Below are 20,516 nucleotides of genomic sequence, written 5' to 3' on the forward strand. Positions count from 1 at the left end.
AAAATGAAGAAGCCTCTATAAGAGGAGCACTTGTTATGAGATAAGTACTAGAAATCCTCTGTAAAAGCTCATATTTAGAGCTTTTACAGAGGAGAATAATCAAAAAACAAGGCGATTTTTCAAGCTAGACAAGACGAAAATCTGAAAAAAGTCAGTCAAAAACGTCTAAACTCGAATGTGCAACAGTCTCTTATTACCTATGGCAGTGAATATGGGGCAGGGAGAGATTAAACGGCAGATTGAGGAAGTGATGAGATTTGTACTGAAGCATTATGCCTTTCAGTCGTTGGGCGAACTCAATGCAGCTCTTGCCCAATATCATCTTACAGCTGAAGAGGTGAAGCGAGAGTATCGAGGTAAGCAGTATGATGGAGTGGTTTATGTGCCTACGGATATTGAAGGGGATAAGTTGGGGACACCTATACATGCTTCAGAGATTGGGCGAGGCGTTGGGTTTGATGCTCTAAAGAGGCGTATGGAGCAGTCTAAGGCTTTGATTGCACCGCACCTCGACAGTGTGCGTGGTCGTATCTTAGAGGTAATGCGTTCATCTCCACAGGGGATAGAGGAGTTTCAGAAAAGATTAGAGCAGGTGGGCTTGCGTGCTTTTATACGTAGAAGTGATAACGGTCAGCTCTATGGCATCACCTTTATAGACGACAAGGAGGGTATTGTAGTCAATGGCTCACGCTTAGGAAAAGGCTACTCTGCTAATGTCTTTAATACTTACTTTGCTAATCCAGCTCTCAATCCTTTTCTCAATGAGACTCTATACCGCATTCCTTTAGCCCCTAACCCTCCTATGGAGGACTTAATCAATGAAATTCCCCCTTTAGGGGGCTGGGAGGAGAGTGATGTAATAGGAGAACTAATTGATGAGCTACCAGTAAATAGAGGTAACGATGATTGGAAGGAGGCAGCTTGGCAACGCAAACTCCGCCGTCAGAATCGTCCTCGCTTAAAGGGTAAGAGAAGATAATGGTTTGTGCGTGTCTTGACATTGCAGAGCAGGTGCAGTGCAAGGCGATAAGAGTGAGGCTGAAGGGAGCATACAAAGGTATGTGACCAAAGCCAAATCTCGCAAGCAACGCAGTAATGTACCTGCTATACGATGTCAAGATATGGGACAAGAAGATGATTTGAGAGGCTTAGGCAAAGTGATGGACTTTATGAGGGGGATTTCTATTCTCTTCGTCATCATCAACTGCTACTGGTTTTGCTATGAGGCATTTCGGGAATGGCACTTCACCATCGGTGTGGTAGATACCATTCTGATGAACTTCCAAAGAACAACGGGGCTATTTAACTCAATACTCTGGACGAAGCTCTTTAGTGTAGTATTTCTTGGGCTATCTTGCTTGGGAACACGAGGTGTTAAGGAGGAGAAAATTACTTGGACTAAGATTTGGGTGGTATTAGTCATTGGGTTTGTGCTTTTCTTTCTTAATTGGTGGCTACTCGCTCTGCTCTTTAGTTGTGTAGGCAATGCTGCACTCTATATCTTCACACTCTCTGTCGGATATATTTGCCTACAGATGGGAGGTGTCTGGATGAGTCGCCTGCTAAAGAATAACCTAATGGACGATGTCTTCAACATCGAGAATGAGAGTTTCCAACAAGAGACACGGCTGATGACTAATGAATATTCAGTCAATCTACCCACTCGCTTCTACTACAAGAAGAAGTGGAATGACGGCTGGATCAATATCGTCAATCCTTTTCGTGCCTCTATGGTGCTGGGGACTCCTGGATCGGGTAAGTCGTATGCGATCGTCAATAACTACATTAAGCAGCAGATAGAGAAAGGCTTTGCGATGTATATCTACGACTACAAGTTCCCCGACTTATCAGAGATTGCTTACAATCACTTACGTAATAACCTTGATGCCTATGAGGTGAAACCTCAATTCTTTGTGATTAACTTTGATGACCCACGTAAGAGTCATCGATGCAATCCGATAAACCCTGCTTTTATGACCGACATCTCTGATGCGTACGAGTCAGCATATACGATTATGCTTAATCTCAACCGCACGTGGATTCAGAAGCAGGGAGACTTCTTTGTGGAGTCACCAATCATCCTACTCGCTGCTATCATCTGGTATCTGAAGATTTACGAGAATGGAAAGTACTGTACCTTTCCACATGCTATTGAGTTCCTCAATCGACCCTATGCTCAGATATTCCCGATTCTGACTTCATACAATGAGCTTGCTAACTACCTCTCTCCCTTTATGGACGCTTGGGAGGGTGGAGCTCAAGATCAGTTGCAAGGACAGATAGCCAGTGCCAAGATACCACTCTCTCGTATGATTTCTCCTGCTCTCTATTGGGTGATGACTGGGGATGATTTCTCGCTGGACATCAATAACCCAAAAGAGCCAAAAGTATTAGTGGTGGGTAATAATCCCGACCGTCAAAACATCTACTCTGCAGCTCTTGGTCTGTACAATAGCCGCATCGTAAAGCTCATCAATAAGAAGCACCAGCTGAAGAGTTCAGTGATTATAGATGAGTTGCCAACCATCTATTTCCGCGGACTAGACAACCTTATAGCCACTGCCCGAAGTAACAAAGTGGCAGTTTGTCTTGGCTTTCAAGACTTCTCTCAGCTCACCCGAGACTATGGGGACAAAGAGAGTAAAGTAATTCAGAACACGGTGGGCAATGTGTTCAGTGGCCAGGTTGTGGGCGAAACAGCCAAGACCCTCTCGGAGCGTTTCGGGAAAGTCCTACAACAGCGACAATCCATGACTATTAACCGCAACGACAAGTCTACATCTATATCTACGCAGATGGATAGCTTGATTCCTGCGAGTAAGATTAGTAACCTTACACAAGGTATGTTCGTTGGAGCTGTCTCAGACAATTTTGATGAGCGTATTGAGCAAAAGATTTTCCATGCTGAGATTGTGGTGGACTCAGCCAAGGTTTCTGCTGAAATGAAGAAATACCAGCCAATCCCCACAATTTCAGACTTCACTAAAGCAGACGGCTCCGACGGTCTACAAGAAGCCATTGAAGCCAATTATCGCCAAGTCAAGCAAGAAGTATTAACCCTCGTAAAAACAGAAATCAAGAGGATTAAAGAAATTTCAAATTTTAAGCATCTAATCAAGGATTAACCATAATTTTGCTTACTAATTCTCGGAAGTTGTCTTCTATTAAATTTTCTTTCAATCCAATGTTATTTAGGGCATTAGTAATATTACTTCTGCGGTTAAAAGGGGCATCACTTTCTGTAAGGATTCTATTTGTAGGAATCTTATCTATGATTTTTAAGCCAGACGGAGATAGAGTCATCGCTTCATTGATTGAGAAATAATACCCCTCGCTAATTATTTCTGGGATTAATGATAGAGGTCCACTATACCAATGGAATATGACGTTTTTAATGTTATAATCTTGCAGAAGCGAAAAAAGTTCTTTCTCCGCACGTCTCGAATGGACACTTATTATTTTATTCTTTCCCTCTAATTCCTTCAATATATATTTTAAGCATGATATTTGAACATCTCTTGTTGAATTATATTCTGAAGAAAAATCCAAACCAATTTCACCTATATAAGATGTTCTTTCCACGTATTTCGCAAATAAAGGAAGTTCATCTTTATGCTTATCTGCCAATTGAGGATGAAACCCCAAGGCCAATCTTACTTTCTTGTACTTACAGACATGCTCAAAGCCTATGTCAAAATGACTGGGAAGATTTGTCATTCCAATCGCTATAATTCCTTTTTTTTCCAAATTGTTAATATAGCCTTCTGGAGATTCCATCATATCATAGTGACAGTGCGTATCTATAATCATAGTACATCAATATATCTTTTTAATTCGTTCGATCCCTTAGTAGCAATTAAAGCCTTTAGTTCAGAACGTGTTTTAATTACCAAATTCACATATTGTTCCAAATGAGGTAATTCGTTAACTTTTGCGATACGTAATTCCTTTTTAATATCTTCTTCTGTCAAATCCGTTTTAAGGAAATTCAGCATGGCAAAAAAATCATCTGTCAATTGCGATTGCTTTTTCCTAAATAAAGAGTCCAATTCATTACCATAGGAAGTTGAATCATCGAATCCAATCAATGATGCTTCACGATACATGCATGGCATACAATGACCACAATGTGTAGCAAATCTATTATCATAAAAGAATTGGTGGCGAGACCTTTTTCCACATGAGTTGGAATCTGATAAAATACTCAACAAATAAGGTTGATCTTTACAATCCCGAACCATTTCTCCTTTTGTCATGAATTCATATGGGTTCTCAATTTCTGTCAAGAGTCCAAAGTCCTCAAAAAGTTTTTTCACCTGATGTATGATTACAGGATGAGTCGTGCGTGTACTACATGACGATCTTCTTGATGGTGACAGCGGATAATTCAGAGAAACAGAACCATTCTCTGGAATAATAATTTTAGACTTATTGTATTCTGCCATTTGGAGTGCAATCGCTATAAACATCAAGGAACGAGACCGACAAGTAGTTTCTGCTGATATATGAGAAACAATTCTGACAGAATTTCTACTAGGGAAAACAACATACTGACCTTTGTACTTCGATGTGAAATGCTGAAGCAGTCTTTCTTGATCACTACGCGGTCCTGACATATCACTATCATAATGCGATGCTAGGAATAATTTCTTTTCGGGATATTGCGACATGAAATCTATGGCTCCAATTAAAGAATCAAGACCACCAGAAAACAGATTTACCTGAGCTATACTATCGAAATAGTCACAATCCTTATATTTTATAAGTCTAACAGAAGATGCTTCTTGAAAAGATACAATCCAATAATCCCCAGTTAAGTAGGATAGCAACTTAGCAATTTGTTCTTTCTGAGCTTCAAATGCCTTATGGCATGGAATCTTAATAACCACATCGAGTTCTCTCGACCATCCGTCAATAGAATGTTTATCTCTTGATACAGAACGGTCAATAGCATATATGATGGCCGAAAAATATAAGAAAGAAGTGGCAACCACAGGGATTCTTCCAACAAAATATGACAACATCTTCATATCAATTCCTGCGGCAGAAAACACAATCTGTCCAGAGTTTGATGTGATAGTAAAAGGAATTATCAAATCGCACTCTTTCTTCCCTCTTCTCTTATTAATCTTGTAATCTAAAACTTCAATCTTCATAGCCGGTAAGTATTTGAATAATTCTGTCAAATTCCTGAGAGATGAAGTTTTTCCCCTCATCGCCCTTCCAATCGATCTGTTTAGCAGGACGATTGTTAAAACCTCTTTTTACATCATCTATTATTAACTCCTTTATTTCCAGCATTGTAGTATTTGCTTCTTCGAAACCACAATTTTTCTGTAAACGTTCACTAAAGGATTGGGATAAATGGCTATAAATGTAAACCCCAAAGAATACATCAAGGTAATCCTTGATTAACTCAGACGAAACAACTTCTTGGAATGTTTTATCAAAATTGCCACCATTTTGGGAAACCTGTTTCTCAACCATATCATTCACCGCCTCTAGTGCTTCCCTGGCAGCTGTATCATCAAGTCCTGTAAAATAGTCATGAATGAACCCCGACAATAATTCAATTACCTCTTTGGTGGTCTTCCCTTCAATAGTACTAACTCCTTTTTCTTTGAGCCATGTACTAAGACCTTGTTCAGCAATTTCTTGAAATGCCGATGTGAAAGCTCCAGCATAATATATTCCAGAACGTCCCATCACCCTTGAAGTACCTTTTGCTACAAAGTTACGTCCTCCAGAAGCACGAACCATATCCCTTACAGCATGATGATAACTTCTAGAAATACGTTTCTCCAAAATGGACTGGCGCTTTTCAATCTTCTGTGGAGAGGAATTTTGGGGTGGGTTGTTAGATAATTCATTGGATTCACTCACATCTTTTGATATTTGAGTGACAGCCTTTGATGCATTACCCCAGTTAGGACTACCTGCAGGTTTATGACGGTGAGATGTTCCCATGTTATTTCGCTGTTGTTATCGCGTTCAACAATTTTTTATTTGATGATATGATTTCCTTAAGTTCTTTATCAGGATAAATCTTCAATATGTCATTAAACTTGTTTCCCAATGAAAAAGGAATCTTCTGTGCATCAATTCTTTTGAGTACACTCAAAAACTTTGCATAAGCTCCTTCAACATTGTTCTCAACACAAAAGAGATACACATTATAGCCACTCTTTTCATTTGGCTTAGTTATAATCATGTTATCTAATTGCTCAAAGAAATCATGACTATCATCTGCTGATAATTTTGTGATTTCATCAGTACATATTGCCTTCAATATTGAATCAGAAGTGTGCTTGTATGCTCTTTTGAATACATCTTTAACTTTAGCAGAATACAGAGAAGTTCCACCTATAATATCTGACAACTTGTCTCTTGAAACCCAAAACAACTCTTTAAGATTGACAGAACTAAACAAAGGATTTATTCCCAACAGAGTCTTAACGTCTGTTTGCTCCCATTCCTTATTCTCAGGGTATTTCCCTGTTTCCTCTCCTGCAATGGCTTTCTCCATTAATATAAGTTCCGAAGGAGTGGTTGTTTGATTATAGACCCATTCACATAACTCATTGAAAAGCTTTTCATGCTTATATTCCAAAAGCATTAACTTTAGTAATGCAAATCGATTATCTTGACTATCTATTCCAGATAATCTTAATAATGTGTTTCTGATTTCAAAAGCATTAAGAAATCGCTTAATTAATCTCGGATTTCGGTGAAGTGCGACACTTATGATATTTGAAAAACGAGATATGAAACCAATTGTGCTTCGGAGTCTAACATAAGATTCTTGCTCTCCTTCAAGAAGTCTATTTATTCTATCCCAAGAATAAATTTCAAACTTATCTGTTTGAGAAAAGGTTACAAAGTCTTGTTGTATAATGTCAAATGTATCTGAAGGAAGCTCTGATTGACAGAATAGTAAGTTTACATAAGTTTCAACTTCTTTGTTACTTAATGACGGTAACCTATAAGGAAGCTGGATGAATTTATCCATGTATGCTTGACCAATATTATAAGACTGACCATTTCGCTTAGACACGTCAATTAACTTCTGATATTCACTTTCTATAGCACCAGAAACAATATGTTCATCTGCTGCTATAATGAACACTGCTCCTGGTACATTCAAGAACAACTTTATTGCCTCTAGATTCTCTATGATATGCCTTGGTAGGCATCTGTCTAAATCATCAATTAAAATAACTACTTTCTTATATCTGCTTTTTTTTAGTAAATCGGCAAAGTCTTTACGAAACTCTCGAACTGCAGCATATTTTTCATCTTCTTTTGTGCCTATGATATTTTTGAGAAAATCTTCTGCTCCTTCTCCTGTAAGAATATCAGTTAAATCCTCTTTGTTTTCTCGAAAAGAAGATAATAAAAGCGGAATTAGAGAAAGACCGCTTGTCGCAGATGCTGATAAAATAGGGATTGCAGATTTTGCAGTCACCTTTAAAAGCCGCATCCAGTTAATAGAGTTTTTTAGTTTTACAAAAGCTTTTACAAAGTCATCTCTTTTATCTTTTACTTTTTCAAAAAACTTCTCTGACTTCTCCAGTTCATCTACTATCCCCTGAATTATTGCAATTTTGGCATCATCAAAGCTCTCAAAAGCCCACCCATCAAAATATATCACGATAGTCTCTTGATCTTCTGATAGTTGTTTAGTTAGTATTTTAAGAACACTAGATTTTCCACTTCCCCAATCCCCATAGAGCCCTATGGTAATTGGGAGATTATTTTCGTTAGTAGCAACATCTCGTAGTAAGTTCGCATGGACAGAGAACCCCAGTAAATCTTTGTCAGTTTCAATATCGGACCACATAGTAATTAATAGTTATTTAATATTTATTTTGTGAGAACTTATCAACAGTCAATTCACCATACTTGGGAATAACTATATGATGCAACCAATTTTTATCTATCCTTTGCATAGGGTGCACATCCTTTTAATATTTATCATCTACATGCTTTTATTGCGCTCAATCACGCATCTAATGTCGCTGCCACAAAAATACATAATTACTACAAGACAACCCATCACTCCGAGAATTCTCATCATTATGGATTTTTATCTGCTATTTTATACCTTCCTTGGTAAAAGTGTGACAATAGACTATTTGAAGTCTCTACTAAGGTAAAGTCAAAAGTGCTATTTTGAAGAGTAGATTTGTTTTGAGACTCCAGGCTCACTTCAATAATTGAAGAAAAGCGATTAAGAGTATCTCGTTTGTTCGTAATACTTGTCACTTGTAGAGTCAAGTGTTGGGTGCCAAGATAAATTGTAATGGGAGTAGGTTTGTCAATATTTGTCAGAGCTTTATCATTGGCGAAAGTGATATAGGCTGTTGTAGTAGGCTCTGATATATCGTAAAAGGTAATTGTGCCTGAATAAACTTGCTTGTATGGTATAAAGTAAGCGATACCAAATGAGACCACCAAGACGGCAAATAGGATGATAGTGCCATATCTAACAAGTGCAGGCGGTATTTGTCCTACAATGCTCCGTACTTTTTCGCTTCTTAGTTCGTAGCTTCTTTCTTGCTTGTCCATATCAGTTGCCTAGCTCTAATTGATTCTTCACGAGTTCATAGTACTTGCCTCGGCTGGTAGTAAGGCTCTCATGATTGCCGATTTCTACAATCTTTCCCTCATCCAGTACCACAATTTGGTCGGCATTTCTGACAGTAGATAGGCGATGGGCGACTACCACTACCGTTTTGCCCCTGTAGAAGTTCTCTAATTTCTCTGTGATCGCTCGCTCGTTATTGGCATCAAGAGCGTTCGTCGCTTCGTCAAGGAAAACAAATGTAGGGTTTTTATAGACCATTCGAGCGATGAGTATTCGCTGTCTTTGCCCTTGACTGATTCCCTGCCCATCCTGTCCTATCATCGTATTGTACGCAAGTGGTAGGCCCTCTATATGGTCTGCAATGTTTGCCGTACTGGCCGCAGCTCTTATTCGATCAACATCTGGAGTATCGTCACTTATGGCGATGTTCCGAGCAATGGTGTCACTGAAGAGATACCCTTCCTGCATCACGGCTCCGCAGTGGCTCCGCCACCAGCTAAGATTGTACTCCTCGAGGTCTCTTCCTGACACCTTTATACTGCCCTCTAACGGCGAATAATACCCAAGCAGTAGCTTTATCAAAGTGGTCTTTCCGCTTCCACTGGCACCCACTATAGCTGTTACCTTGCCATTGGGGAAGGTGAGATTGAGATTGTCTAAGATAGGTGTTGGGCTATAAATGTCGTACTTAAATGAAAGATTTTCCACCTTGAGGTCTAAGTTGTTCTGCGCGAAACTGGTGACATGTCGGTCACTATTCTCCTCGTTCTCCTCTGTATGTATTTCATTCATACGATCAAGGCTGATGCTGACATCTTGCCACGAGTAGATGAATTGGATGAGTTGCTCCACAGGGCTATTTAGTTGTCCGATGATGTACTGCACCGCCAGCATCATACCCAAAGTCATGTCCCCGTGTATCACGGCAGTGGCAGCAAGAACGGTAATGAGGATATTCTTCACCTCGTTGATGGTAATACTTCCAGCCTGTTGTACTTGCTGGAGATTGAGACTCTGAAGATTGACCTTGAAAAGATCAGCTTGCACATCCTCCCATTCCCATCGTTTTCGCTGCTCACACCCCTGTAGCTTTATCTCTTGCATACCATTGATGAGCTGATAGGTCACATTACGATTTCGTCCGGCTTGCTCAAAGTACTTGTAGTCAAGTGTCCTTCGCTTCTTTAGGAATAAAGTAATCCAACCAGCATAGAGGAGCGTACCAACAACAAATACTCCGAATATCAACAGGTTGTAATATGCTAGAACGATACTGAAGATGATGAAAGTAAAGAAAGAGAATAGTAGATTTAAGCTATTAGAGGTCAAAAACTGNTCCACNCTCCTATGATCTTCAATTCTCTGTAATAGNTCACCCAATAGCTTGGTGTCAAAGAACTTCATNGGNAGCTTCATCAGCTTGATGAAGAANTCNCTGATGAGGGANATATTGATACGAGTAGAAATGTGAAGNAGNANCTTGGAGCGNATAAAGCTAATCGCCGTACGGCTAAAGAGCAACATCAGCTGAGCCAATAGCACCAGCCAAATAAAACCGATATCTCGCCCACCTATACCAGTATCGACTATAGCCTGAGTAAGGAATGGGAAAACAAGCTGTATCAGCGAACCCAGCAATAGGCCTAGTATAATTTGCCCAAAGTACCTACGATACTTCTTGACATAGCTCCAAAGGAAGGTCAGCCGATTACCTTTCTCGAACTTTCCGCCATCAGACACTTCTTGGCTGTAAAACTCATCTGTCGGCTCTAAGAGTAGGACTATACCTTTCTCTTCGCCATTAGTCTTGGTACTCACCCAATGCTCGCAAAACTCCTCTTTGGTGTAAGTCAACACACCCTTTCCTGGGTCTGCTACATAGACTCTATAATTACCCTTACGAAGTTTCTTAATCTTATATATAACTACAAAGTGATTTTGATTCCAATGTGCAATGCAGGGGAGCGGAGCTTCATTTGCAAGTGTCTCAAGAGTAATACGACCACCTAACGAGTGTAAACCCCTCTTCTCTGCCGCCTTACTAATACCCAGCAGAGAGACCCCCTCCTTACCTAAAGCACAATCCTTACGGATTCGCTCCAAGTCAGGATGACGACCATAGTACTTGACCACCATAGCCAAGCACGAAGGCCCGCAATCCATCACATCTCGCTGTTTGTATTGTTTGATTTTCACTATTCAACTTTTTAAATATTCATCATTGCGATTTCGCACTAGCTTATATACGTCTTAATTCTTCTTGAATTGCAGACTTAGACTTCTTTTTCTCAGTAGATCGTCCAAATGTATATCGCAAGGATAGTCTTACGTACCTAGAGTCTGCATCTGTAGCCATTCTTATCTTTGCTTGATCCATTGTCTGTAGCCAATTATTTGCTCTTAGTGTCTTAAACATATCACCTATAGATAGACTTATCTTGAGCCTATTATCCAATAACCCTTGAGTCAAGTACGCAGAGACATTTAGTGACTCATCATTATAATAGAAGTCATTGTACTGTGGTGAAAGATACACCGCAGACAGCATAAGTGAGGCATCTTTCCATAATGGAGCCTCAAGAGTAGTCTTGAAATATAGACCAACCTTATCAAATGAAGAATAGATTTTCCCCTTATATCTCAAATGATTTGAACTCAATAAAAGCGTAGAAGCACCTTTTATCTTCCATATATTATAGTTGTATATCAGATATGCTACTAAACTTTGAGTACTAGGAATATTCTCATAAGTAAATCTCACCCTCTGCTCCCCGTTGTCCTCCTCTAATAGTGCCACTTGAGTCCTCTTGTCCTTATAGTTTTCGAAGCTAAGCGACCCCACAAAAGCTCCTTTCTGAAGAGAGAAAGTGATAATATCTACAAGTGTAGGCTTCAATGATGGATTACCAATAGAATAAGAGAGAGGATCTATATAGACATTTTTAATTTTCAGCTGATTGTATGTCGGTCTATAAATTCTTTTTGAGTAGGACAAGCTAGTATTCCATGGAGAATTATTATATGAGACCGAAAAAGATGGGAATAAATTGTTGTATGTAGCATTGACTCCCTCAATCCCATTCATTTCTAACCTACTATTCTCTCTTTCATACCGAAGTCCTCCCAATAAGACAAACTTTTTGAGTTTCTTAGTAAGATTAAAATACCCAGCAAAAGAAAGACTTTCAAGCCTCGAAGTTTGCTCCAATTTGATACTCTGTGAATACACACCTAAGTCCTTGATATAGGATAGTTTTCCTCCAACAGCATAAGAAAACATTGAGAGGTTTTGTGAGAAGTCAGTACTCAATCCAAAGACTTCATAGCTATCTCTAAAGTCTTGATTAAGTCCACCCTTATTATTCTCCAAAATATCTTGAGTGTTTTTTGAGGTTGCTTTGTAATAATCTGCATAAACTCCTAAAAAAGAGTGCTGCCATCTATTTATGTAATATAGAGTTGGGTTATGTTCTGTCATTTGAGTCGATGAAATAACAGTTGTAGGAATTACTACTTCACTTGCTCCTTTTAAAGCGAAATTTTGATTTTTATTCAAGTCTTTACCAGAAAATGTAACTCTATAACCTGCACCGAGTATTGATTTAGGGGTAAATTCGTATTCAAAAAATTGACCGAGTTGCAATGATTTATTTTTTGAGGTAAGAATGGACTCCCTATCCGTGTATAATTCTTGCTCATCTGTCCATATCTGCTTGGTTTCCTCATCATATTGCTTTAACCCATCAAAAGACAAACTTACATCTGTAAAATATCCCAATCTATCTTTTTTTCCATTGAGGACCATCCCATTACTATTTGAAAACACCCTAGAGAGAGTAGAATTATTCGTAACCGTAATTCGGAGGTAATCTTGTATAGCATCTACTGTCGTAATGTTCACCACAGCATCGTACGATGAAGCGTACATAGAAGATGGGTCTCGGTCTATAGATAAGCTTTTTATCTGGTCTGATTGCAGTGCTTGTAATTCTCGCGTATTTCTAATGTTACGCCCATTTAGGTTGATTAAGACCCTTGGCTTTCCCATGACACTGATAGTACCATTCTTTGATACTACCAATCCTGGTATACGTCTAGCTACATCCTCAAAGGTTCCTACCTTTTTCAAGTATGTATTTGAGATGCCTACCAAATAAGAACTGCCTGATAGCTTTACCATTGGTCGTTTCTTACTTATCACAATCTCATCAAGAATGTAAGACTCTTCATTGAGTGCAATCACACCCAAGTCTATAGTAGAATCGACCTTTATCACATTTAGATTAATAAAAGCTGGTGTGTACCCAAGAGACTGAACTTTGATGTATGAAATATCAGAAGAGTTCTTTATGTTGAGCTGAAAGTGGCTTTCAACGAATGTTGAGCCAGTAAGTAAAGAAGAATCTGATTTAAATACTAGAACATCGAAAATATCTAATGGCTTTTTCATAAAATCCACTACACGTCCTCTTATTTCTATGCTTTGTGCAACTGCCACATTAAATTGAATGCATAAGAATACAATAATGACACCTAACTTTTTCATACTCTACTCTGTATTAAATGCTCTATTCTATTTTCAAAAAATCAATAATTGTATCAGCTGAAATAGGACATATATCTTCCGTTGTATAGTGCTCATCCATCCTATACTTATTGCAACCACCACTGCAAATTGGAAAAACCTTACAATTCAGACATTTTTTATCTGTAAACTTATCGCTACTTAGTAAATACTTTTCTACTATCTTGTAATTTTGAGTACCAGTCTTTAAGTTCCCAATACTCATAGATTCTACACCAACATCAACCCAACACTTGTAAAGGTTTCCAGCTGGATCAACAACAAAACTATTTTGATAAATTGCAGTGCAATCTCCTGTCTTTAATTTCATATCAACAGCCGAAAATTTCTTTCCGATTTGTTGATATAGGCAATATAGAAATTTCGTCTTTTCTACAGAGTTAAAACAGGGAACTTTACAACTCTGATTATCCATTACAAATGCTGGATAGATACTTACTTTTGCATTATTCCATCTTGAAGATAGAGTTTTATAAAGAGGAATAAATTCATTAACATTATTTTTATGTGCATTCATCCTAATACCAATATTTGTATCAGGACATTTTTTTATAAGATTATCTATATTACTGATTATCGTATGAAATGTTTGTCTCCCACTTTTACTAATACGATTTTGATTATGTGTTTCTTCGTTTCCATCAATAGTTATTTGAATATAATTTAAGGGTGTATGTGAAACGCATTTGAAAAAATCATCATTAATCAAATAGCCATTTGTGACCATAGAATGTCGATTAATTTCAATAGTCAAATCTGTTTTGATTCTATTCAAGATTTTCTCAATTGTTTTGATAGCAACGAGAGGCTCACCTCCATGCCAACAAAGTTCTAAATACTTAAAACTATTTTGCCTTTCCTTGATAAAGCCTATTAAATCATCAATAACTTCATCTGACATAGTGTTGTTTGGCAAGTCTTTTTCATAGCAATATGGGCATGCGAAATTACAAAAAAGGGTTGGTGCAATAACTAAGGTTAATCTTTCTGTTTGAAAGCTTTTTTGTAATTTTAAATACCTCAACTGATTTATTGAATCAATATCATTTGATGGCTCTACAAGATAACCAATTTTCATTAAATTGGAAATCAGCTCATCAGGCATAAATTTTATATTTCTTGAGTTAATTTGTGCATTAGTACACATCTCATATGTAGCTCTATCAATTTCATGAATAGCACCATTCAATGTGTTATGTATAAAGAACTTACTAGATTCTTCATAAAGTATATTGAATCTAGACATCATTAATGTATCGTCCATACCTTTTTACTAGATTTAGAGGAGAGGGACTCACTTCAAAAAAGTAATCCCTTCTCCTCTTTTAAAAAAATTACATTGTTGTATATATAGGATCTATTGGATATGAAGGATCCTCAGGCTCATCTGGTTCGTATCGTCCACTCTCACAAATAGCTCCACTATTACATTCGATAGCTGATGATGTAACACCACCTGAAATACTTGACAGCTCTTGAGAAAGCTTGTCACTTGCTGGAATAATCTCGTTGAATTTCATAATTACAGTTGCTTTTGTTTTTCTACTCGTGTCGCTTTTCGAAAACGCGTCCTTTCTTTCATACAGTTTTCCAAATTAAATTGGTAAGGAAATTGCTGCACTGTTAATATCTTACAGCTTCCAAACTTGAACGTTTGTGTTTGTTAAAACTGAATGCAGTTATGTGTTTTATATTTTTTTTACATTTCTCTTTTTTTGGATTATCACGACCTCCTTGCAAGGGATTTCGTAATATCTGTACCCTTATTCTTTTGTAAGTGACACAGCACCATAGGAGAATCTACCACTCTCAGGTACAAGGAGAAGTATTCTCTCCCCACACTTTATTTTTCTTGTTCGTAAGAGTTCTTCCAGCGCAACATATATAGCAGCTGAACCAATATTGCCGACGGAAGTTAAGTTTGTAAACCACTTCTCTTTTGTCAGGGCAATTCCACGAGCCGTAATTTCGTCATTGAGCTTCTCATAGAAAAACATTGAAGAGACATGAGGTATAACATAATCTATATCTTCTGCCTTTATGTTATGCTTAGAAAGGACTTCTTCTATATGATCGACCCAATACTTAATGATATACTTCTTTAATTGTCGAATATCCTGCTTCCCTACAAGTACACCACGCTCTACAATCTCCTCTGGAGAAAATTCTTTCCAACTCTTTAATCGACCATCAGGCTCTAATTCGGAAGCCATAAACATACATGTAGGCAACTCATTGGCGTAGGAAGTCATATCTATCCATTCAATTTTCATCGAGCAATCACCTTGAGGTTGGTCTTGAACTAAGACAGCTCCTGCACCATCCGACAACATAAACCTCATAAAGTCTTTCTCAAAAGCCATATAAGGATCTTTATTTGGGTTGTTATGCGTAATCTCATACTCGGGGTCATAAAACTTAGAAACTAAAGCTGGAGAAGTCAATTCAGAAGCTACACAAATTGCATTGTGATGAAGACCAGCAAGAATATTGCTATAACAAATCTTCAATGCTTGTAAAGATGTCAAGCATACACCCGCTGATGAAGATATCTCCATGGGAAAATTCCCAAGTTCACCATGAACCATAGAAGCATGCGAGGGAAGTAGTTGGTCGGGGGTGCTTGTTCCGCAAGCGAGTAATGTCACATCATTAGGTACTTCTCTGTCATCAAATAGTCCTCTGATAGCTTCAGCAGCCATTAGTGCATTTGAGTGGGTTATTTTGTGCTCCCTATTCAAAGCATAATAGCGATTGAGAATGCCATTTTGCCTTAGGACTATGCTCCTCACTCTTGATGGATTACCCCCAATCTTGCCAATAAAGTCTTCAATTTCATCATTAGAAACTGGTGCGTTTGGTAAAAACGATGCTACGCGATTGATATAAACAGAAGCCATGGTGTTATTTTAGTCTGATTAAGTTGTATATATTCATCCATTGTGAGCGAAGCTCTTCAACTACTAATTCCTCATTTAGGGAGTCACTTATAGATTTTCCAACATATATGTTTCTAAAGTTAAGTGCAAGTTGTTCAATATCCACCGTATTTTTAATTTCATTGGCTTTTATAGCATCTTCAATTACACCCACCCATTTCTCTTGGTCATTATAACTAGACTCCTCAATCCTCGTCTTCGTGTTTGGATAGTTATTCCTAAGGTAAAATACTAAAGCAAAGAGATTCCTTGCTGATACTTCATTTCCAAATCTTTCGTGAAATAACTTCATTCTATGCTCTATATTTTCAAGCGTAAGGCTTAGAAAGGTTCGTAGAGGGGAACTAATACTTGTATGGTCTGGCACTGATTCGACTGGCGTAGACCCTAAAAACTCGAAAACAAACTTCCCTATAGATTCAATAAATATACTTTCTTTGCTTTTGAAGTGGTGGTAGATTCCACCCCGAGAAACCCCGCAAGCCTTTTCTATATCAACAAGGCTTACAGCTTCATATCCATTCTTTAGAAAAAGCATAAATGACTCTCTCAATATTTGCTCTTTATTACTCATTTATAATATCTTTTCAAATGTGTTATGTCGCATGATACTACACATACCGACTAATTGGTTTCTCGTCAAATTTATGGATATTTATTGATATAAGCAAAACAATTTCAAGGTTTCAGATTGTTTTTGATTTATTAACTATTGAGAGACGGAATTTAACTATAGATAATCTCACTTCCCACTTAACAACTATATTTCCCTGCATTTCACAGTTTGGAAATCGTTTTGCCTTAGCAGATATATTTGCGTGGTAATTTGATTGATAACCAATAGAATACAAGTTATGGAACAGAATGAGAATGGACAAGAGTATGTGCTGATACTGGAGGATCGCACAGAAGTAAAGAATGGGCAGGAAGTAGGAAAACTTTCTGTAGTTTCAGGAATCGATGAGCAAGGGAAGCTAAAGACAACTGAGCCGATTGATGCCAATCAAGCTGCCTTTCTCAAGTTCAACAATAAGGATGGTTTACTCAAGAACTTTATGACCAACTTCCTCAGACAGTTCAATAACCCTACCCACTTCGGGCTCTACAAGGTGGCAGCTCAAGGAGTAGAGAAGAGCGTAGAGGCACTCAAGACCATGCTACCTGAGCGAGAAGACCCAAAGGTAAAGGCTGAGCTGGAGAAGAGCCAGGTTCGCTTTGAGGACTTCCTCCCCATGCAGAAGAAGGCGACAGTCATTCCCGAGGATAAGGTAGATTGGAAGCAGTTGGAGACTATCGGAGTCACTAAGGAACGGCTAGAGGAGAGCGGACAGCTAGAGAAGCTCCTCAATTGGCAGAAGTCCGACCTTGTCACCATTGCGGTTAAGGCTGGCAATGAGACCATCTACACAGATGCTCGTCTCGCCCTTCGCACCAATGAGAATGGCGAGATTGGTCTAGCCATCCACAACATCCGCAAGGAGCCGAAACTTGACTACCCATATTTGGGCTATAAATTCTCCGAAGAGGAGAAAGCGACACTTCAGACCACGGGCAACCTTGGTAAGGTACTAGAGCTAACCCCTAAAAGCGGTGAACCATTTGCCGCCTATGTCTCCATTGACCCGCTGACTAATGAGTTGGTTGCCCTCCGTGCCGATAGAGTCTCTATTCCGAAGGAGATTAAGGGCGTAGAACTGACCGACCAGCAGTACAAAGACCTTGTGGAGGGAAAGGCGGTGAAAGTAGAGGGGATGCTCTCCAAGAGCAATAAACCTTTTGATGCGACCCTCCAAGTCAATGCGGAGAAGAAAGGCATCGAGTTTATCTTTGATAATACGAAGAGCTACAAACAGCGACTCGAGCAGTCGCAGGAGCAGCAACAGCCTCGTATTCCCAAGAAGCTATGTGGTTTGGAACTCAGCGATAAACAGCACCAAGCTCTCTCCAATGGTGCCACCCTCTATCTCAAGAATATGGTGGATAAGCAGGGGCAGTCATTCAATGCTTATGTCAAGCTGATGCCCGAGGAGAACCGACTACGCTTCTTCCGCTTCAATCCCGACAAGAAGCAGTCTGCCGATAAGGTGGAGGCGGTAGCCGAAGAGCACAAGACCCAAGTGGCGGTTAATATCGAGGGGAAGACCAACGAAGCGACAAAGAAGTTGGAAGAACCCCTCAAACCTAAGCAGACCCAGCCTACAGAGAAGCAGGCAGAGCAGCAAGCCGAGAAGAAGAAGAAGGTCTCACGAGGTCGTAAACTCTAATCCCCCATAGACTATGACTACATGTATTATTGCAGAGAAGCCCTCTGTGGCTCGTGATATTGCCCGTATCGTTGGGGCAACCCAAAAGCAGAACGGCTATATCGAGGGGAATGGCTATCTCGTCACTTGGGCTATTGGTCATCTTATCACCCTTGCCATGCCCGAAGGGTATGGATTTAAGGAGTACAGAGCAGACGACCTGCCGATACTCCCCAATCCACACCAATTAGTAGTGCGACAAGTCCGCAAGGATAAGGAGTACGGAGACGACCCAGCCGCACTCAAACAACTGAAAGCTATTCGCCACTGCTTTTCCGAGGTAGACCAAATCATCGTTGCCACAATCTTATTGGTAGGTGAACCTGTCTATTTGCTCATTCAGAGTTCTTCTAAAAGCTTCTGGGTTAGATAAGTAAGGGAACTTTTGTGCACCTGCTGCGGACGCACTAATAACTGTACCATAATTCACGATTCTCCCCCAAAAGGGCTTTTCTACCATAATAGCATCTGCTCGTGAAATCTGAAGGTCTAAAGTCCTTTTCTTAATAAGTCCATAGTTTAGAATTACGCGTTTGTTTGTAATAATATATGAACTAGTAAGAACTATTCCCAGCCGAAGTGCAAATGCTATTCCTCCAAGAACATAAAAGATTACTGAGAAAAGTGCAGCTTCTGAAGAAGAGGAAGAAAAGGAAGCCCCTATTAAGATAAGCAAAACAGGATATGCAAATATCCACCAATGCACCTTAGAGGTAAAAACAACCTCCTCCCCAGATAGTAAATGTTTAGTCTGACTTGACATAATGATATTAGTTAAATGATTTATACTCTATCAAGAGAAAATATAGCAATAAAAATTATAATTGACCAATGGCTTTTGATTTATGCTCATTTTTGGTAAGAAATTCAATGCTTGATCGGTGCTAAAAGAGGACTTCTCCACCGCTTTTGAGTTTGAGGCGAGAGCCAAGAAAAAGTAGGAACACCCCACGGAGATAAGCGGTATAGGCATATAAGACAAGCGATATAGCTATCACGCATGAGCGGTTGATACTGAAAGCATGACCCTTTAATATATATTAATTGATGCAATTAGTATATATTAAACACACCAATTAGTATATATTAAAGTAGGTGATTAGTATATATTAAATGGTCATGCCATATAGCTATAAGGTTCAAGGGATATCCTATCAGTCGTTCTTGTCTGATACCTATAGCGGTCATTCTATCGAGGGAGTATTGCTCATCCATGGTAAGATTTCGATATGGCATACAATAAGAAAAAGGTATTGCTAGAGAATAGCAAGGCAATACGAGTGATCCTTAGACTGGAAAAAGAGAGGAGGCTACCGACTACTGAAGAGCGGGAGCAACTGCTCCGCTATCAAGGCTTCGGAGGGCTAAAGTGTATCCTCAGTCGCACCGACAGCGATGAGGATATCCGTTATTGGGCTATGAGCGAGCAGTCGCTCTTTGAACCGACTCGTCAGCTGAAGCAACTTATCTATCGAGATGCTCTGGATGCGAATATGGCGAAGCGGTATTGGGATAGCATTAAGTCGAGTGTCTTGACCTCCTTTTATACCGACCAGCGGATAGTGGATGCAATTGCGCAGGGGATAGAGAGCAGTGGCATTCGGCTCAATCGTGTGCTCGATCCATCGGCAGGTATGGGAGCTTTCACCACTGCCTTTGCTACTTCACCAACTACCAAGGTGTATGCCTTGGAGAAAGACCTCTTAACCGCTCGTATGATGCAAGCCCTCCACCCGATGGGTGAGGGGAATATCCAAGTCTATCAGAAGCCCTTTGAGCAGGTGGATGACTTGGGAGCAGAAGGGAGAGGCTTTGACCTCATCACCAGCAATATCCCCTTTGCCCAAGTTTGACCCCTATCGGATTGTAAGTGACTGTTATTAGTGTTGTTGTCTTTTTTTGAAGAGTTACTGTGTACTACAAATTTTGATTTTTCTAAATGGGTGGGTTTTATAGTTTAGGGCTTGGTAGATTTTTCTGGCGTTTGGTGGTGGGTCGCTACAAATTCGGAGGACCACCTTTTCCCCTAGCATGTTGGTGGCTTCCGTCGTAACTGCTTTTTGGGTGGACATTATTCGGACGATCTCTTTCCAATAATGTCT

Annotated in this window: 15 protein-coding genes and 3 pseudogenes; 5 read left to right on the top strand and 13 right to left on the bottom strand. The window is 39.3% G+C overall.

Translation table 11 applies throughout. The features are described from left to right. Positions 1-199 precede the first annotated feature (199 nt). Positions 200-979: a hypothetical protein gene (locus A3GG_RS12065; protein ID WP_018358615.1), complete on the top strand. Its 780-nt coding sequence runs from the start codon at positions 200-202 to the stop codon at positions 977-979. A gap of 142 nt (positions 980-1,121) precedes the next feature. Further along, positions 1,122-3,125, top strand: a complete 2,004-nt coding sequence (gene mobC, locus A3GG_RS0107115) for a conjugal transfer protein MobC (RefSeq protein ID WP_026215696.1) — start codon at positions 1,122-1,124, stop codon at positions 3,123-3,125. Here the strand turns inward: mobC and A3GG_RS0107120 are convergent. From A3GG_RS0107120 to A3GG_RS0107170, 11 genes are all read right to left on the bottom strand, one after another. Then, positions 3,115-3,810, bottom strand: a complete 696-nt coding sequence (locus A3GG_RS0107120; RefSeq protein ID WP_018358617.1) for a TatD family hydrolase — start codon at positions 3,808-3,810, stop codon at positions 3,115-3,117. The genes mobC and A3GG_RS0107120 overlap by 11 nt on opposite strands. Next, entirely contained in the window at positions 3,807-5,156 is a 1,350-nt protein-coding gene (qatC, locus tag A3GG_RS0107125; protein ID WP_018358618.1) for a Qat anti-phage system QueC-like protein QatC, read from the bottom strand. Before qatC ends, A3GG_RS0107120 begins: the two co-directional genes overlap by 4 nt. Then, on the bottom strand, positions 5,146-5,967 hold the full coding sequence (locus tag A3GG_RS0107130; protein WP_018358619.1) for a hypothetical protein: 822 nt from the start codon (positions 5,965-5,967) through the stop codon (positions 5,146-5,148). The genes qatC and A3GG_RS0107130 overlap by 11 nt, the downstream gene beginning before the upstream one ends. A 1-nt stretch (position 5,968) precedes the next feature. Continuing rightward, positions 5,969-7,840: a KAP family P-loop NTPase fold protein gene (locus A3GG_RS0107135; protein WP_018358620.1), complete on the bottom strand. Its 1,872-nt coding sequence runs from the start codon at positions 7,838-7,840 to the stop codon at positions 5,969-5,971. 236 nt (positions 7,841-8,076) lie between these two features. Continuing rightward, positions 8,077-8,568, bottom strand: coding sequence for a hypothetical protein (locus tag A3GG_RS12070; protein WP_018358621.1), 492 nt, complete (start codon positions 8,566-8,568; stop codon positions 8,077-8,079). Between the two features lies 1 nt (position 8,569). Beyond that, the gene (locus A3GG_RS0107145; protein WP_026215697.1) at positions 8,570-10,783 is read right to left on the bottom strand and encodes a peptidase domain-containing ABC transporter; all 2,214 of its coding nucleotides are present in this window, start codon (positions 10,781-10,783) and stop codon (positions 8,570-8,572) included. A 43-nt stretch (positions 10,784-10,826) separates the two neighbouring features. After that, on the bottom strand, positions 10,827-13,133 hold the full coding sequence (locus tag A3GG_RS0107150; protein WP_018358623.1) for an outer membrane beta-barrel family protein: 2,307 nt from the start codon (positions 13,131-13,133) through the stop codon (positions 10,827-10,829). Positions 13,134-13,155: 22 nt separating this feature from the next. Beyond that, positions 13,156-14,436 (bottom strand): radical SAM/SPASM domain-containing protein, encoded by a 1,281-nt coding sequence (locus A3GG_RS0107155; RefSeq protein WP_018358624.1) that lies wholly within the window; start codon positions 14,434-14,436, stop codon positions 13,156-13,158. Positions 14,437-14,506: 70 nt separating this feature from the next. Beyond that, on the bottom strand, positions 14,507-14,692 hold the full coding sequence (locus A3GG_RS0107160) for a hypothetical protein (protein ID WP_018358625.1): 186 nt from the start codon (positions 14,690-14,692) through the stop codon (positions 14,507-14,509). Positions 14,693-14,935: 243 nt separating this feature from the next. Then, complete coding sequence (locus A3GG_RS0107165) at positions 14,936-16,072, bottom strand: beta-ketoacyl-ACP synthase III (protein ID WP_018358626.1); 1,137 nt, start codon at positions 16,070-16,072, stop codon at positions 14,936-14,938. Positions 16,073-16,076: 4 nt separating this feature from the next. Then, positions 16,077-16,685, bottom strand: coding sequence for a TetR/AcrR family transcriptional regulator (locus tag A3GG_RS0107170; protein WP_018358627.1), 609 nt, complete (start codon positions 16,683-16,685; stop codon positions 16,077-16,079). 280 nt (positions 16,686-16,965) lie between these two features. Here A3GG_RS0107170 and A3GG_RS0107175 point away from each other — a divergent pair, with 280 nt between their 5' ends. Both A3GG_RS0107175 and A3GG_RS0107180 read left to right on the top strand, forming a co-directional pair. Then, positions 16,966-18,375 carry a DUF3945 domain-containing protein gene (locus A3GG_RS0107175; RefSeq protein WP_018358628.1) on the top strand — a complete coding sequence of 470 codons (1,410 nt, stop codon included), beginning with the start codon at positions 16,966-16,968 and terminating at the stop codon, positions 18,373-18,375. A 13-nt stretch (positions 18,376-18,388) separates the two neighbouring features. Continuing rightward, positions 18,389-18,718, top strand: a pseudogene (locus A3GG_RS0107180) (toprim domain-containing protein); the annotation flags it as partial. Positions 18,719-18,721: 3 nt separating this feature from the next. On the opposite strand, the gene A3GG_RS14025 reads toward A3GG_RS0107180, so the two are convergent. Beyond that, complete coding sequence (locus tag A3GG_RS14025) at positions 18,722-19,177, bottom strand: PH domain-containing protein (protein ID WP_083900389.1); 456 nt, start codon at positions 19,175-19,177, stop codon at positions 18,722-18,724. 466 nt (positions 19,178-19,643) lie between these two features. Between A3GG_RS14025 and A3GG_RS0107185 the strand changes: the two are divergent. Next, positions 19,644-20,255, top strand: a pseudogene (locus A3GG_RS0107185) (DNA methyltransferase family protein); the annotation flags it as partial. A gap of 66 nt (positions 20,256-20,321) precedes the next feature. Here A3GG_RS0107185 and A3GG_RS13730 read toward each other — a convergent pair. Further along, positions 20,322-20,516: pseudogene (locus A3GG_RS13730) on the bottom strand (transposase); the annotation flags it as partial.

This window comes from Porphyromonas levii DSM 23370, from assembly GCF_000379925.1.
Classification (GTDB): Bacteria; Bacteroidota; Bacteroidia; order Bacteroidales; family Porphyromonadaceae; genus Porphyromonas_A; species Porphyromonas_A levii.